At 69.3% G+C, this 14,985-nt stretch carries 16 protein-coding genes; 5 read left to right on the top strand and 11 right to left on the bottom strand.

Annotated elements, in window-relative coordinates:
* Positions 1-287 precede the first annotated feature (287 nt).
* From GEV28_RS37350 to GEV28_RS37340, 3 genes are all read left to right on the top strand, one after another.
* Positions 288-686 (top strand): peptidase inhibitor family I36 protein, encoded by a 399-nt coding sequence (locus GEV28_RS37350; RefSeq protein ID WP_291418258.1) that lies wholly within the window; start codon positions 288-290, stop codon positions 684-686.
* Positions 687-914: 228 nt separating this feature from the next.
* The gene (locus GEV28_RS37345) at positions 915-1,640 is read left to right on the top strand and encodes a DUF998 domain-containing protein (RefSeq protein ID WP_291418256.1); all 726 of its coding nucleotides are present in this window, start codon (positions 915-917) and stop codon (positions 1,638-1,640) included.
* A complete protein-coding gene (locus GEV28_RS37340; protein WP_291418254.1) occupies positions 1,640-2,545 on the top strand; it encodes a DMT family transporter in 906 nt (301 codons plus the stop codon). The genes GEV28_RS37345 and GEV28_RS37340 overlap by 1 nt, the downstream gene beginning before the upstream one ends.
* 14 nt (positions 2,546-2,559) lie before the next feature.
* On the opposite strand, the gene GEV28_RS37335 is transcribed toward GEV28_RS37340, so the two are convergent.
* Positions 2,560-3,120 carry a hypothetical protein gene (locus GEV28_RS37335; protein WP_291418252.1) on the bottom strand — a complete coding sequence of 187 codons (561 nt, stop codon included), beginning with the start codon at positions 3,118-3,120 and terminating at the stop codon, positions 2,560-2,562.
* Entirely contained in the window at positions 3,039-4,394 is a 1,356-nt protein-coding gene (locus GEV28_RS37330) for a VWA domain-containing protein (protein ID WP_291418250.1), read from the bottom strand. The genes GEV28_RS37335 and GEV28_RS37330 overlap by 82 nt, the downstream gene beginning before the upstream one ends.
* A 117-nt stretch (positions 4,395-4,511) precedes the next feature.
* On the opposite strand from GEV28_RS37330, the gene GEV28_RS37325 reads away from it, so the two are divergent.
* Positions 4,512-6,251: a BTAD domain-containing putative transcriptional regulator gene (locus tag GEV28_RS37325; protein ID WP_291418248.1), complete on the top strand. Its 1,740-nt coding sequence runs from the start codon at positions 4,512-4,514 to the stop codon at positions 6,249-6,251.
* Here the strand turns inward: GEV28_RS37325 and GEV28_RS37320 are convergent.
* The 5 genes from GEV28_RS37320 to GEV28_RS37300 all read right to left on the bottom strand — a co-directional run bounded on the left by GEV28_RS37320 (position 6,239) and on the right by GEV28_RS37300 (position 11,309).
* Positions 6,239-7,420 carry an ABC transporter ATP-binding protein gene (locus tag GEV28_RS37320; protein ID WP_291418246.1) on the bottom strand — a complete coding sequence of 394 codons (1,182 nt, stop codon included), beginning with the start codon at positions 7,418-7,420 and terminating at the stop codon, positions 6,239-6,241. The two genes, GEV28_RS37325 and GEV28_RS37320, sit on opposite strands and share 13 nt — an antisense overlap.
* A gap of 5 nt (positions 7,421-7,425) precedes the next feature.
* A complete protein-coding gene (locus GEV28_RS37315) occupies positions 7,426-8,268 on the bottom strand; it encodes a carbohydrate ABC transporter permease (RefSeq protein ID WP_291418244.1) in 843 nt (280 codons plus the stop codon).
* Positions 8,268-9,209 (bottom strand): carbohydrate ABC transporter permease, encoded by a 942-nt coding sequence (locus GEV28_RS37310; protein ID WP_291418242.1) that lies wholly within the window; start codon positions 9,207-9,209, stop codon positions 8,268-8,270. The genes GEV28_RS37315 and GEV28_RS37310 overlap by 1 nt, the downstream gene beginning before the upstream one ends.
* A gap of 70 nt (positions 9,210-9,279) precedes the next feature.
* Complete coding sequence (locus GEV28_RS37305) at positions 9,280-10,602, bottom strand: ABC transporter substrate-binding protein (RefSeq protein ID WP_291418241.1); 1,323 nt, start codon at positions 10,600-10,602, stop codon at positions 9,280-9,282.
* A gap of 185 nt (positions 10,603-10,787) precedes the next feature.
* Positions 10,788-11,309, bottom strand: coding sequence for a general stress protein (locus GEV28_RS37300; RefSeq protein ID WP_291418239.1), 522 nt, complete (start codon positions 11,307-11,309; stop codon positions 10,788-10,790).
* Between the two features lie 257 nt (positions 11,310-11,566).
* Between GEV28_RS37300 and GEV28_RS37295 the strand changes: the two genes are divergently transcribed.
* Positions 11,567-11,719 (top strand): hypothetical protein, encoded by a 153-nt coding sequence (locus GEV28_RS37295; protein WP_291418237.1) that lies wholly within the window; start codon positions 11,567-11,569, stop codon positions 11,717-11,719.
* Positions 11,720-11,981: 262 nt separating this feature from the next.
* Here GEV28_RS37295 and GEV28_RS37290 read toward each other — a convergent pair whose 3' ends face one another.
* The 4 genes from GEV28_RS37290 to GEV28_RS37275 all read right to left on the bottom strand — a co-directional run.
* Positions 11,982-13,190: an acyl-CoA dehydrogenase family protein gene (locus GEV28_RS37290; RefSeq protein WP_291418235.1), complete on the bottom strand. Its 1,209-nt coding sequence runs from the start codon at positions 13,188-13,190 to the stop codon at positions 11,982-11,984.
* 119 nt (positions 13,191-13,309) lie between these two features.
* Complete coding sequence (locus GEV28_RS37285) at positions 13,310-13,498, bottom strand: hypothetical protein (protein WP_291418233.1); 189 nt, start codon at positions 13,496-13,498, stop codon at positions 13,310-13,312.
* A gap of 117 nt (positions 13,499-13,615) precedes the next feature.
* Positions 13,616-14,428, bottom strand: a complete 813-nt coding sequence (locus GEV28_RS37280) for a slipin family protein (protein ID WP_291418231.1) — start codon at positions 14,426-14,428, stop codon at positions 13,616-13,618.
* Between the two features lie 223 nt (positions 14,429-14,651).
* Positions 14,652-14,985 (bottom strand): CoA ester lyase (locus tag GEV28_RS37275; RefSeq protein WP_291418229.1); only part of this gene is annotated, 334 nt, incomplete at its 5' end.

Here is a 14,985-nt window from a genome sequence, read left to right as displayed (position 1 = left end):
GCTGCCGCTCATCCAAGTGCGGCAGGATCGTCCCGAACTTCGCCGCCAGGACCTGCTCATCGATCTCCACGACCATGGCCATACCAGAACCATGACAGAACAATCACGACATGTACAAGTTAATTTGAGACAATTCCTTACCGGGCTGTGCCGACGAAAAAGCCGGGTGGACGGTCGCCTGTGGACAACTCGCCGACTGTGGACAACCGTTTTGCCACTCGCTCCTTCTCCGTCACTGTCGGACGTGTCGCCGCACCGGCGATCCACCGCAGGGGAAGGAAGACCACATGACCAACACCATCAAGCGGGCCATCACCGTCGTCGCCGTCGCCGGAGCCGCGTTGGCCTCCGGGGCCGGGATCGCCGGGGCCGGGGTTCCCCACCCGGGAGCGCGGGCCGAGCCCACCGCCCTGTGCGAGCGCGGCGAGTTCTGCCTCTGGCCCACCGAGGACTACGCCGGCGCCATCCATCGCGTCGCGCTGGAGAACGCCAACCCTGGCGAGTGCGTGCCGTTGCCCGAGGGCGTCGACGGGCGCTCGTTCGCCAACCGCACCAGCCGGCCGGTCACCGTCTACCAGGGACGGGACTGCGCCACCGAGGGCGAGTTCGACACCTATCCGGGCGGCGGCACCTTCGTGCCCGAGGCGCCGTATGTGGTCCGCGGGGTGCAGATCTGGGAGTACTGACCCGCGCGCCCGGCCGGGGGCCGCACCGGGCCCCGGTCGGGGCGGGCCACCCGCGCTCACCCGGGCGAGTGGATCATCGGTGAACTGAGGCATCTCTCAGGTCACGTTTGGGAATCTGTACGGGGGTTCACGCGTTGATCACAAGAGAACGATGACGCCGGGGGGAGTGTGACGGATGTTTCTTCCAGAGCACGTGGGCGGAACACCAAGGAGCCTTACAGAGGGCGCGTGACCAAGCGCGGGCCGTGGCTGGGGGGATTTCTCTTCCTGGCCTCGTGCCTCTCGCTGCTCTCGATCATCGCGATGATCCGGTCACTCGCGATGATGACCTACCTCAACATCCGCTTCGCGCACGAGGTCGACCCGTTCTCCAGGGCGGTCAGCTACTACGTGTTCTACGGCGACGGCCGCGAGGAGTTCGCCACCTCGGTCACGATCCTCGCCGCGGGCACGGTGCTGATGCTGGTGGGCATGTGGACGGTGGGCATCCGGTTCGGCGGCGCGGCCACGACGCTGTTCGGGGTGTGGTGCACGAGCCTCAGCCTGTGCGCGATCTTCCCCACCGACAACGGCAAGACGATCACCAGCACGTCCGGGCTCATCCACCAGGTGGCCGGCGCGTCTTTGTTCGTCAGCCTGCCGCTCGCCGGCGTGGCGCTGGCCAAACGCCTCGCGGGCGACGAGCGTTGGGCCCGCACGGCCCGGGTCGTGCGGCGCATGGCGATGGTCACGATGGGGTTGGCCGCCGCCTACCTGGCCACCCGGCTGCCCGACCTGTTCCCCAGCCTCGCCGTTCCGGGCGTGCTCGACGGGCGCGGAATATCCGGGCTCGTGCAGCGCGCCCTTTTCGGCCTTGAGATGCTGATGCTGATGGCACTCTCGGTCCGCCTGCTGCGTGTAGCGGTGGGCACGGCCCGCGAGCGCCGGGAGCCAGCGAGAGTCGAGGCCACCTGATGACTGCGCTCGCCATCGCGTTCGCCGTGCTCGGCGCCTTGTGCAGCGCGATCGGCGCCCAGCTCCAGCACCAGGGCGTGCGCAGCGAGACCAAGGAAACCGGGCTCGGCCTGCGGGCCATCGGCCGGCTGGTGCACAACCGCAAGTGGCTGCTCGGCGTCGCGGTGCTCACCGCGTGCGCGATCCTGCAGATCCTCGCGCTCGCGCTCGCCCCGGTCACCATCGTCGCGCCCATCGTGGTGCTCGCGCTGCCCGCGGTCGCGATACTCAACGCCCGCGCGTCCGGCGAGCGACTCGACACCGCCGCCGTCGTCGCGGTCATCTCCAGCACGCTCGGTGTCGCGGTGTTCGTCGCGCTCGCGTCCGGGCACGCGAGCCCGGTCGTCTTCCCGGCCTCGGACGTGCTGCTCGCCTGCCAGATCATCGCGGCTGCGGTGGTGGTGTTCGGTCTGGTGGGCGCCTGGCGCGAGGGCATCGTCCGATGCGTCACGCTCGCGACCGGCGCCGGCGCGGCCTACGGCCTGGTGTCGGTCCTGGTCCGCGACGTCACCTACACGTTCCAGACCGACGGCTTCACCGGCGTGTCGCCGCTGTCGGCCACCGCGCTCGTGGCCGCGTTCGCGGTCGGCTCGTGGTACATCCAGCTCGCCTACGCGAGTGGTCCGCCGGACATCGTGGTCGGCTGCCAGACGGTGCTGAGCCCGCTGGTCGCCACCGCCATCGCGATCGGCCTGCTCGACGAGACGGCCGACGCCGGCGGCGTCACCGGCCTCGGCCTGGTGGGCGGCGCGCTCGTGGCCGTGTTCGGGGTCATCCTGCTGGCCCGCCACCACCCCGAGGCGACCTCGCGGGCCACCCCGCACTCGGCGGAACGCCGCCTGTTCCGCCCGGCGTCCCGCCACTGACCCGGCGCCGCGGGTCATCCCCGGCCGGCCCGGCGCCGGAGCACCACCAGGACCGCCACCGCCAGCAGCACCACGCCACCGACCGCGCCGAGCAGCCACCACGGGAACGGCGACGACCCCGACCCGAACGCCGCCGCGGTGGCCGCGGCCGACGACGGCGGTGTCCACGTGGAGCGCGTCGACGGCGGCGCGCTCGACGGAATGTCCACCTCGGCATACCGGGGCCCGGCCGCCGGCTCACCGCTCACCGACACCGCGATCTCGAAGGTCGGCTGCGTCTCCGGCACCACGAGGCCGTCCGTCCACACCGGACTCAACTTCACGACGAGGTAGTACCACCCCGCGGCGGCCGCGGCCGGGTGGTCGCCGGACCTGTTGGCGTAGGACACCTCGGGCGTGGCGACCGGCCCGAGGGTCACCGGTGCGCCGGTGTAGTCCGCCGACTTCCACCAGTCGTCGCGCCGCCCCGCCCGGGTCGGCCCGCGCAGCTCGGTCACCGCGGTCGCGCGCCCCTCGTCCGGTCCGTCGAGGAAGGTGACGCGGTACGCCAGCGCCTGCCCCCAGTCGAGCCACACCTTGTAGAGGCTGTACTCGCTGTAGCGCACCCGGTCGAGATACCGGCCCGTGCCCGGCAGCGCTGCCGCCTCGTTGAACGAGCCGCCGCCCCACACACGATGTCCTGCCCGGTGTCCGGCTCGGTGAACTCCACCGGATCGGTGGCCGTGCCGGCGTTGTCCAGCACTCGCGGTTCGACATCGACCAGGATCTCGATCCCGTCCTCCGCCGAGACAACCCGGTTGTCCCAGGTCACCTGGAGGAAATGCGGCCCGACTGGATCGCAGTGGGAACTCTCCTCCGCCGTCCACGACACGGCCGCGGTTTCCGGGCCGTCGTAGCTGAACTCCCGGAATCCACGATCCTTCGCGCACGTTCGTTTCGCCGAGTCGACGAGTCGCAGGTCGACCCTGGAGTCCCACCGATCGCTACCCGACTCGACGGTGTGCACCGCGGCGTAATGCCCGGTCGCCCCGGCCGGCACGTGCACCTGGTAGTAGGTCGGCTTCTTCCTCGGCACGTCGTCGGTGTACTGGCCGGGCACGAGGTACGGCGCCTCGTCGAGTGACGAGGCGCCGTTCACGCGCTCCCCGTTGGTCCGGTAGTACCGCCGCGCCCGGTCGGCGATCTCCGGCAGCAGGTCCTCGAGCGTCTCGGCGTCCGGAGCGTCGTGATACTCCCCCCCGGTCTCCGACGCGATGCACTCCAGCTGCTCTCGCGCCGCCGGGTCGACCTGGAAGCCGACAGTGTGCACGGCGAGCTCCACCCCCGCACCGTCGAGCTCGCGCGCCACGTCGCACGGCGCGGGCGGCGCGCACGAGTCGATCCCGTCCGAGACCAGCACGATCGCACGGGGCCCGGAGTCCGGCAGCGCCGCCGCGGCCTCCTGGAGCGAGCGGCCGATCGGCGTGTAGCCGCGCGGCGTGATGCTGGCGACCCGCGCGCGCATCGCCTCCTTGTCGACCCGACCGACCGGCTGCAGCACCCGCACGTCCTTGCAGCCGGCCGCCTTCTCCCCCGCGGAGCTCCCGGTCGACGTGCCGTAGACCTCGAAGCCCACATGGAGGTTGACCGGCAGCTTGTCGATCAGCGTGTTCATCGCCGTCTTCGCCGCATCCATCCGGCTCCCGCCGGCCGGCAGCCGCGCGGTCATCGAGCCGGACGCGTCCAGCACGAACATCATCGAGCCTTGCACCGACTCACCCGGTGGCGGCGCCGCGACGGCCACCGGCCCCGCCGAGAACCCGACCAGCGTCGCCGCCACCAGGCCGGCCACCAATCCCCTTCGCCCCATGTCAGTCCCTCCGTGACGTGCCTTGCTCGACATCGTCGCGGGAGCGGTCACCGGTGCCGTAGCGCGCCGGTAGCGGATTGGTAGCGTGCGTGACGGACACAGAGAAGGAGCGCCGGTTTGGACTTCCGGATCCTCGGGCCGGTGGAGGTGTGGCACGGCGGCTCGCCCGTCCCGGTCACCGCGCCGATGCAGCGGGCCGTGCTCACGACGCTCTGCGTCCGCGCGGGCGAGACGGTGTCGGTCGACTCGATCGTCGACCAGCTCTGGGGCCCGCAGCCGCCGCACACCGCGCAGGTGACGATCCGCAACTACGTCCAGCGGCTGCGTCGCGTCCTCCCGCTGCCGGTGCTGGAGACCGTCCCGCCCGGCTACCGGCTCGCGGTCGACCCAGCAGACGTCGACGCCACCCGGTTCACCACGCTCGCCGAGCAGGCCCGCACGGTCGCCTCGGCCAACCCGGTGCGCGCCGCGCAGCTGTTCGACGAGGCCCTGACGCTCTGGCGCGGCACCCCGCTCGCCGACCTCGGTGACGTGCCGATGCGGCTCGTCCACGCGCCGCGGCTGGAGGAGCTCTACCTCGGCGCGCTCGAGGAGAGCTTCGAGGTGAAGCTGCGGCTGGGCTGGCAAGCCCGGCTGATCCCCGAGCTCACCGAGCTGACCGGCAGCTACCCGCTCCGCGAGCGGCTGAGCCGGCAGCTGATGATCGCGCTGTACCGCAGCCGCCGCTCGGCCGAGTCGCTCACGCACTACGGCCGCGTCCGCGACCGGCTCGTCGAGGAGCTCGGCGTCGAACCCGGCGCGGAGCTGCGCAGGCTCCAGGAGTCGATCCTGCGCGAGGACCTGACGCTGTCCGTGCCGTTCGTCCGGATCACCGCCGATCCCGCCCCCGCGCCGGCCGAGCTCCCACCACCGATCGCCACGTTCGTCGGCCGGACCGTCGAGCTCGCCGAGCTGCGGGAGCGGTTCGAGTCACCGGGCCCCGTGGTGTGCTTCGTCCACGGACCCGCAGGTGCTGGCAAGTCCACGCTGGTCAGCCGGTTCGCCCACGAGCAGAGCGCCCGCTTCCCGGACGGCACGCTGTACGCCGACCTCGCCGGTAACAGGTCCGGAGTGGCGCCGGCGAGCCCGCCCGCGGTGCTCACCGCGCTGCTGGCCCAGCTCGGCGCACCGCCCACCGGCGACATCGTGAGCGCGGCCCGCGCCTACCGGGCCCGGCAGCGCGAACGGCGGATGCTCGTGGTCCTGGACAACGCGACCAACGCCTCCCAGGTGCTGCCCGCGATCCCCGACGAGCCCGGCTGCGCGGCGATCGTCACGAGCCGCCGCCCGGTCGCCGGCCCGGACGGCACGGTGCACATGCATGTCGACCCGCTGGCCGAGGACGAGGCGGTGGCGCTGCTGGCCAGGATCGCCGGCCCGCGCAAGGTCGCCGCCGAACCGGACGCGGCGGCCGAGCTCGCCGAGCTGTGCGCGTACAACCCGCTCGCCCTGCGGGTCGTCGCCACCCGCGCGGCGACCCGGCCGCACTGGCCGCTCGCCTCCTGGGTCGAGCTCCTCGCCGATCCCGACCGCCGGCTGGCCGAGCTCGCGGACGTCCGGGCGAGCCTGCTGGTGAGCGTCGAGCAGCTGGCGGGCAGCGGCAAGGAGACCGAGCGCGCCGCCGCCGAGCTGCTGTCCTGCCTGCGTGGCGGCGGTGAGATCACGCAGGCCGCGGCGGCGCGGCTGACCGGGTGGCCGCAACCGCTCGTCGAACGAGCCCTCGAGGAGCTCGTCGACGCGCAGTTGCTGTACAGCCCAACCCCGGGCAGCTACGCCCACCACGGCCTGGCGGGCCTACTGCGGAGTCACTCCGCGTAGGTCAGGTTCCTGCCGTTCGACGGGTCGAACAGCTGGATCTTGTCGGCGTCGAACCAGACGTCGACCTTCTCGCCCTCCTTCACAGCGGACGTGGCCGACAGCCGGGTGACCAGCTGCGAACCGCTGGCCGGCACGTCGGCCGAGCCCACGTCGGCGGCCAGCTCCTCGAGCTCCGCGGACGTCGCGGCCTCACCCTCGACCGTGAAGTACACGTACTTGTCCGAGCCCATCGACTCCAGCACGTCGACCGTGGCCTCGAACGTCGCCCCGGCCTCCTTGGCGCCCGCGTCCATCAGCTTCGCGTCCTCGAAGTGCTCCGGCCGGATGCCGGCGATCAGCTCGCGGGGCGCGTCGGCCGCCTCGGCGAGCCGGCGCACCCGGTCGGACAGGGTGACCGCGCCGAGCCCGATCGACAACCGGCCCTCCTCCAGCGTGCCCGGCAGGAAGTTCATCGACGGCGAGCCGATGAACCCGGCCACGAACAGGTTCACCGGGTTGTCGTAGAGGAACTGCGGCGAGCCGATCTGCTGTACCACGCCGCCGCGCAGCACCACGACCCGGTCGCCGAGGGTCATCGCCTCGGTCTGGTCGTGGGTCACGTAGACGGTGGTGGTGGCCAGCTGCTTCTGCAGCTTCGACACCGACGTGCGCATCTGCACCCGCAGCTTGGCGTCCAGGTTGGACAGCGGCTCGTCCATCAGGAACGCCTTGGGGTTACGCACGATCGCCCGGCCCATCGCGACCCGCTGCCGCTGGCCGCCGGACAGGTTCGCCGGCCTGCGCTCCATGTGCTGGGTGAGGTCGAGGATCTTCGCCGCGTCGTCCACCTTGGACTTCACGGTCGCGTCGTCCACCTTGGCCAGGCGCAGCGGGAACGCCATGTTCTCCCGCACGGTCATGTGCGGGTACAGCGCGTAGGACTGGAACACCATCGCGATGTCCCGGTCCTTGGGCGCCTTCTCGTTGACCCGCTGGCCGTCGATGCGCAGCTCGCCGGAGGAGATGTCCTCCAGGCCGGCGATCATGTTGAGCATCGTGGACTTCCCGCAGCCGGACGGGCCGACCAGGATGACGAACTCGCCGTCGGCGATCTGGATGTCCACTTCGGACACCGCGAGGGCACCGTCTGGGTACCGCTTCGTCAGCTTGTCAAGGACGATCTCTGCCATTTACCTCAGCCCTTCACGGCACCGGACGTCAGCCCCGCCACGATGCGGCGCTGGAAGAACAACACGAAGATGATGATCGGGATGGTGATCACCACGGCGGCCGCGGAGATCGTCCCGGTCGGCGCCTCGAACTGCGAGGCACCGGTGAAGAACGACAGCGCCGCCGGCACCGTCCTCGACGACTCGGTCGAGGTCAGCGAGATGGCGAACAGGAAGTCGTTCCAGCAGAAGATGAACACCAGGATCGCGGTGGTGAACACGCCCGGCGCGGCCAGCGGCGCGATGACCCGGCGGAACGCCTGCGCAGGCGTCGCGCCGTCCATCTTGGCCGCCTTCTCCAGCTCCCACGGGATCTCCCGGAAGAACGCCGACAGGGTGTAGATCGCGAGCGGCAGCGCGAACGTGATGTACGGCAGGATCAGGCCGCCCCACGTGTCGAACAGACCGAGGTTGCGCTCCATCTCGAACAGCGGCGAGACGAGCGAGACCTGCGGGAACATCGCGATCAGCAACGAGACACCGACGAGCGCCTGCTTCCCCGGGAAGTCCAGCCGCGCGATGGCGTAGGCGGCCATCGTGCCGAGCACCACCGCGATCAGCGTCGCGATGATCGCGATGCCGATCGAGTTGATCAGCGCGCGGATGAACTCGTTGGTGGTGAAGATGTCCCGGTAGTTCTGGAACGTCCACTCGCTGGGGAAGAACTTCTTGTCGGTCTGGCTCTCCGCCGTCTTGAACGACAGGGACAGCGTCCAGAGCACCGGGATCAGCGCGTAGACGACGATCACGATGTCCACAATGGTCCACCGGACCTTGCGGCCGGTGGTACTGCCACCGATGACGGCCATCAGCGCTTTCCTCCAGGGTCGTTACCGGGCGCCGAGGCACCGAACAACTTGATGAAGACGAACGCGATGATCGCCACCGCGATGAAGATCAGCACCGACATCGTCGAGCCGATCCCGAGGTTCAACCCCTTGATGAGGTTGTTGTAGGTCTGCATGGACACCGACGACGTGTCGTTCGCGCCCTTGGTGAGCACGAAGATGTTGTCGAAGATGCGGAACGCGTCCAGCGTGCGGAACAGCAGCGCGACCAGGATCGCCGGCTTCATCACCGGGATCATCACCTTGGTGAACCGCTGCCATGCCGAGGCACCGTCCATCGACGCCGCCTTGAGCAGGTCGTCCGGCACCAGCGCCAGACCGGCCATCAGCAGCAGCGCCATGAACGGCGTCGTCTTCCACACCTCGGCGAGGATGACGATCAGCAGCGACGGGATCTGCTGGGTCAGCGGCGCCTCCGCGCCGACGAGGTCGGCCAGGTAGCCGGTGTCGGAGTTCCACGCGTAGAACCAGGAGAACGCCGCGACCACCGTGACGATGCCGTACGGGATGAGCGACACCGTGCGGACCAGGCCGCGGCCCACCAGCGTCCGGTGCATCACCAGCGCCAGCACCATGCCGAGCACCAGCTCGATCACGACCGACACCACGGTGATCAACGAGGTCACGAGGACCGCCGTCCACCAGTAGCCGTCGCTGAGCACCGCGATGTAGTTGTCCAGCCCCACGAACTCCCGCTGGTCCGGGAACCGCAGGTCGTAACGCTGCAGCGACAGCCACACCGAGTAGATGATCGGCCAGCCGGTGACCGCGACCATCACGATCGCCGCGGGTGCGCAGAGCAGCCAGCCCAGCCTGCGCTCGGCCCGCTTGCCCTCGCTCAGCACCGGCTTCTTCTTGGCCGGTACCGCTGTCTCCGGCTTCGTCTCGACCGTTTGGCTCACGACCCCTCCTCGCAGGCTCGGCGGAGCCGCTCGCGGTGGCCCTGTGTCATTCGTTCGCTCGCAAGCTCGCTCACGGCAGCACTCCCTTCGACTCGAGCGCCTTCTGCAGGCCGTCCCGAAGGTCCTCTGCCGTCCCTTGTGGATCGATGTCCGCGGGCGGGGAGAGCACCTTGGAGGTGATGGTGGACAAGTTCTGGTACACCACGGTCAGCGGCCGAACCGCCGCGTCCTGGAGCTCGTCGAGGATGACGTCGCGCATCGGGTACGCGGTCACCATGCTCGGGTTGTTCGCCGCGTCCTCAGGCTTGCTCGGGTCGAGCGGCCGCTCGTCGGTGTAGACCGACTCGATCGTCGGCGGCACGCCGTCCTTGATGGCCGAGAACTTCTGGCTGTCGGGGCTGCGCAGGCACAGCGCCGCCTCGAACGCCTCGGGCTTGTGCTGCGAGTACGCGCTCACCGCGAGGTTGTAGCCGCCGACGGTGACCTTGCTCGGGCCGTCGATGCCCGGGTACCGAGTCCACTTGAGATTCTTGGCGCGCTCGGGGTTCGCGGTCTGGATCGCCGCGTAGACGTAGGGCCAGTTCAGCTCGAACGCGGCCTCGCTGTTCGGGATCTCGAACGCCTGCTGCACCTGCTGTTCCTGCGCGTTGGTCAGCGAGGGGTTCGTGACCCCTTCGCTCGCGACCTCCTTGAGCAGCTCCAGCGCCTCGACCGCGCCTTCGTCCATGACCACGCTCTTGCCGTCGTCGGACAGGATGTGCCCGCCGGCGGAGGCGACCAGGGTGTTGTAGGTGACGACGAGGCCCTCGTACTGGGCGCCGGTGAACAGGATCTGGTAGGGCTTGCCCTCGGCCTTCAGGTCCTTGGCCATGTCGATCATCTCGCGCCACGTCTCGGGTGGCTGCGGGGTCACCGTGTCGTCGTACCAGAGCAGCTGGACGTTGGTGTTCTTCGTTGCGGCGTAGAGCTTGTCGTTCCACTCGGCGGTCGACAGCGGACCTTCGAGCACGCCCGCCTCGGCGTCGGACTTGTTCTCGCCCTTCCACTCCTCGAGCCATTTCGCCTCGGCGAACTCCGGCACCCACGTGACGTCGAGCCCGAGGATGTCGAGGTCGGTGTCCCCGGCCGCCAGGCGTCGCACCATCTGCTCTCGCTGGCCGTCCGCGTCGCGGGGCAGCTTCCGGTAGACGATCTCGTACCGACCGTTCGCCTGCTCGTTGCAGTTGTCGATGACCGTCTGGAAGTTCTGCTCCGGCGCGTAGTACACGTTGATCTCGAGGCCGCCGTCCGACCCGCAGGCCGCGATGGTCGGCGCGGCGACGAGCGCGGCGCTGGTCGCGGCGAGTGCACGCCACTTGACCACGCCCCGGCCGCCCGTCCGGGTACTGCCCATGAAAATCCTGCCTTCCTCCCGTCGGCGACGGGAGGTCCGGCGACCAACCACAGCTGGCACCAGCACCTCGACGTGCCTCGGGAACGCCTGACCTGATGCGTTGGTGCACTGAACCTAGGCCCGATGATCACGGGCCGCAAGCCACATTGGCAACGATTAAGAAAAGGCCTGTAACGGGCCGCGAATTAGTCCGTTCGGGGGCGCATCGCCAGCTTGGCGAGCAGATCACGGCCCTTCTCGGCATTGCGCGGCTGGGCCAGGACGTCGTACCGCCCGGCGACGAGCTGGCTCGCGGAGGCGATCTCGCGGCCGCTGCTGCGGGTGGTGGCGTACCCGACGGCCGCGAAGACCAGGCCGAACACGACACCGGCGGAAAGCCCGACGAGGATCGGCGCGAAGGACATGGTCTGGGAGCTGAACAGCCCGAGCAGCAGGCCCACGAACAGGCCGAACCATGCCCCGGACAGCGCGCCGGTGCCGAGCACCTTGGGCCAGCTCAGCCGCCCGATGACCCGCTCGACCAGCATCAGGTCGACCCCGACGATCGTGACCTCCTGGACCGGGAACTCGTTGCCGGCCAAGTACTCGACCGCCTGATGGGCCTCCTTGTACGTGTCGTAGGACCCGATCGGCCATCCCGACGGCGGCGTCGGCACCCTGGGAAGCCCTTGGCTCCCCCGTCCCGAGCCGGAGAACGCACCGGTCACCGTTGCTCACCTCGTTCAGCAGTTGACACCATCCTGCCAATACCGGGCGAACGGTGCTAACCCCGCTCTCGGTCCACGTCGTGGAGCAGGTCCTCGAAGTCGTCGGAGTAGTACGTGACCACGCCGGCGCCGTTGCGGTGCGCCACCGCTTCGATCCCGCCGACGGGCATGGGACGCCACCAGTACACCCGCGAGCTGAGCTGGTATGCGCTTTCCGCGTACCACTCGGCGGCGACCTGCCCGATGGTGTCGGCCGCGTGCAGGACCGGGTCGCGGCCCTGTCCCGGATGAGGTGGAAGACCAGCTGGTCGCGGGCCGGCATCGCGACCAGCGCACCGTGCGGCATCTCGGTCTCACCGGTCACGGCCTCGATCACCCAGGGCCTGACCAGCACCAGCGACCCCACGTAGTCCGAGCCCTGCAGGAAGCACACTCCGTCGCGCTCGCCGTACCGCTCCGGCAGCTCCGCCGGGGCGTCGGCCACGATCGCGGACAGCGACTCGAACCCGAGCAGCAGCCCATCGGGTTGGCCGACCTCGACGTGGTCGTCGTGGACCACGACCCGCATGCCGATGAACGCCGGGCTGCGCCGGGCGAGGTGCCGCAACCGCTCCTGTTGTGCTGTCGTCAGAAGATGCACCGCCGGGACGTTACAACGCGGGCGCGGACGTCTCAGCCTTTTGCGCGATACTCCCTCAGCAACCCGCGGCTGATGATCGTCTTCTGGATCTCGCTCGTGCCCTCGCCGATCAGCAGGAACGGGGCCTCGCGCATCAGGCGCTCGATCTCGTACTCCTTCGAGTACCCGTAGCCGCCGTGGATGCGGAAGCTGTCCTGGGTCACCTCGGCGCAGTACTCGGACGCCAGCAGCTTCGCCATGCCGGCCTCGACGTCGTTGCGCTCGCCGGAGTCCTTCAGGCGCGCCGCGTTGACCATCATCAGGTGCGCGGCCTCGACCTTGGTGGCCATCTCGGCGAGCTTGAAGGCGATCGCCTGGTGCTGGGCGATCGGCTTGCCGAAGGTCCGGCGCTGCTGGGCGTAGTCCACCGCCAGCTCGAACGCCCGGATGGCGATCCCGCACGCCCGCGCCGCGACGTTCACCCTGCCGACCTCGACGCCGTCCATCATCTGGGCGAAGCCCTTGCCCGGGGCCTTGCCGAGCACCTTGTCCGCGCCGATGCGGTAGCCGTCGAAGACCGCCTCGGTCGTGTCGACGCCCTTGTAGCCCATCTTGTCGATCTTGCCGGGGATCGTCAGGCCCGGTGCCACCTCGCCGAACCCGGTCGGCTTCTCGACCAGGAACGCGGTCAGGTTCTGATGTGGCTTCTCCGCGCCCTCGTCGGTCTTCACGAGCAGCGCGATGAGGTTCGAGCTGCCACCGTTGGTGAGCCACATCTTGGCGCCGTCGATCACGTACTCGGCATCGTCACCTGAGCCGTCCCGCTTGGCCCGGGTCTTGATCGCCGCCACGTCCGAGCCGAGGTCGGGCTCGGACATCGAGAAGCTGCCCCGGACATCGCCGGTCGCCATGCGTGGCAGCAGGCTCCGCTTCTGCTCGTCCGTGCCGTGCTGGCGCACCATGTGCGCCACGATGAAATGGGTGTTGATCACGCCGGAGACACTCATCCAGCCACGCGCGATCTGCTCCACCACGAGCGCGTAGGTGAGGAGCGACTCGCCGAGCCCGCCGTACTCCTCGGGGATCGTGAGGCCGAACAGCCCCATCTCCTTCATCCCGTCGACGATGTCCTGCGGGTAGGCGTCGTCGTGCTCGAGCCGCTGCGCGTGCGGGATGATCTCCTTGTCCACGAAGTCCCGGACCGTCGCGAGGATCTCCTGCTGCACGTCGGTCAGGCCGGCGGTCTGGGCAAGGCGGGCCATGGCGGGCGCTCCCTCGAACTCGTTACTGCGGCGACACCGGGGTTACCGATCAGTGTCGCGCGGTTAACGCTCGTTCGCGTCGGGAAGGTGCGCAGGGCCACTCACTGGCTTGATTCAGTTCAGAACAACCGGCCGGCGAGTTCGAGGCTGGCGCCGCAACCGCGGCAGTCGTCGGCGAGCACGTAGACGTCCTGACCGCAGCGACGGCAGGATCGGAAGCTCCGCTCGAACAGGTCGTCGTGGGCGGGTCGGCCACCGAATAACCGGGACCTGCTTCGCCCCTCCTTGCTGACGCGATGCTTTGCCATGGCCACACTCTCACCCGTTGGGGGTGGGGCGAGACAAGCCCTGACCGTGATCTGTGCGTTATATCACCGCAACCTTCGACGCTCCGTCACGGCTGAATATCGCTCTGCGCAGGGAAACTACTCATCGTCATCGTTACCTTTCGGAGCGTCAGTCCCGATCGGCTTCACCGATTCAGGCGTCCCACGGGCGTGTTCGAGGAAGCGGAGCAGCTCGACCGGGAACGGCAGGACGAGCGTCGAGTTCTTCTCCGCGGCGACCGCGACGACGGTCTCCAGCAGGCGCAACTGCAGCGCGGCGGGAGTGTCGGACATGACCCGCGCGGCGTCGGACAGCTTCTGTGACGCCTGGAACTCGCCGTCGGCCGAGATGACCCGCGCACGCCGGTCCCGCTCGGCCTCGGCCTGCCGGGACATCGACCGCTTCATCGACTCGGGCAGCGCGACGTCCTTGATCTCCACCCGGTCGATGTGGATGCCCCAGTCCAGCGCCGGCGTGTCGATCATCAGCTCGAGGCCCTGGTTGAGCTTCTCCCGGTTGGACAGGAGGTCGTCGAGCTCGCTCTTGCCGATGATCGACCGAAGCGAGGACTGCGCGACCTGACCGACGGCGAACCGGTAGTCCTCGACGTTGACGATGGCCTGCTCGGGGTCGATGACCTTGAAGTAGACGACCGCGTCGACCTTGACCGTCACGTTGTCCCGGGTGATGCCGTCCTGGGCCGGCACCGGCATGGTCACGACCTGCATGTTGACCTTCTGGAGACGGTCGGCGACCGGCACGATGACCGCGAGGCCCGGCCCCCGGACCGCGGGCAGCACGCGGCCCCACCGGAACACCAGGCCGCGCTCGTACTGCTTGATCACCCGAACGCTCGAGCTGACCCAGACCGCAGCGACCGCCAGCACGAGGATGACGATGTAAAGGACCATGACGCCTCCCGGCAAGCCCCTCGATTTCGATGTTACGCCGGGAGGTGGTGCGCGAGCGGCAGGTCGTGTCTCGTGGATCTTGGTCGATGGGATTCGTGATCCAGCTGTCTCCTGGCAAGGCGGCGGAAGGCCGCGCATACCGGGTTGTATTCGGGCCTTCCGACAACGCGGCCAGGAGGCAGCTGGGCGCGAATACCACGACCCAAGATCCACGAGACATGGCCTAGTCGAGACCGGCCACCGCGGCGGCCAGGGCGAGGGTCCGCCGGGCGTTGTCGACGTGCAGGTTCTCGATCATCCGGCCGTCCACCGTGACCACACCGCGGCCCTCGCGCCGGGCCTCGTCGAAGGCGTCGATGATCCGCCGGGACCGCTCGACGTCCTCCGGCGACGGGGCGAAGATCCGGTTGCACGGTTCGAGCTGGCTCGGGTGGATCAGCGTCTTGCCGTCGAAGCCGAACTCGCGGCCCTGCCGGCACTCGGCCTCGAAGCCCTCGGTGTCGCGGACGTCGTTGAAGACGCCGTCGAGGATCACCTTGCCGGTGGCACGCGCGGCG

It is taken from the genome of Actinophytocola sp. (genome assembly GCF_009379765.1).
In the GTDB taxonomy this organism is placed as follows: domain Bacteria; phylum Actinomycetota; class Actinomycetes; order Mycobacteriales; family Pseudonocardiaceae; genus Actinophytocola.
This window is presented reverse-complemented; position numbering and strand designations above follow the sequence as displayed.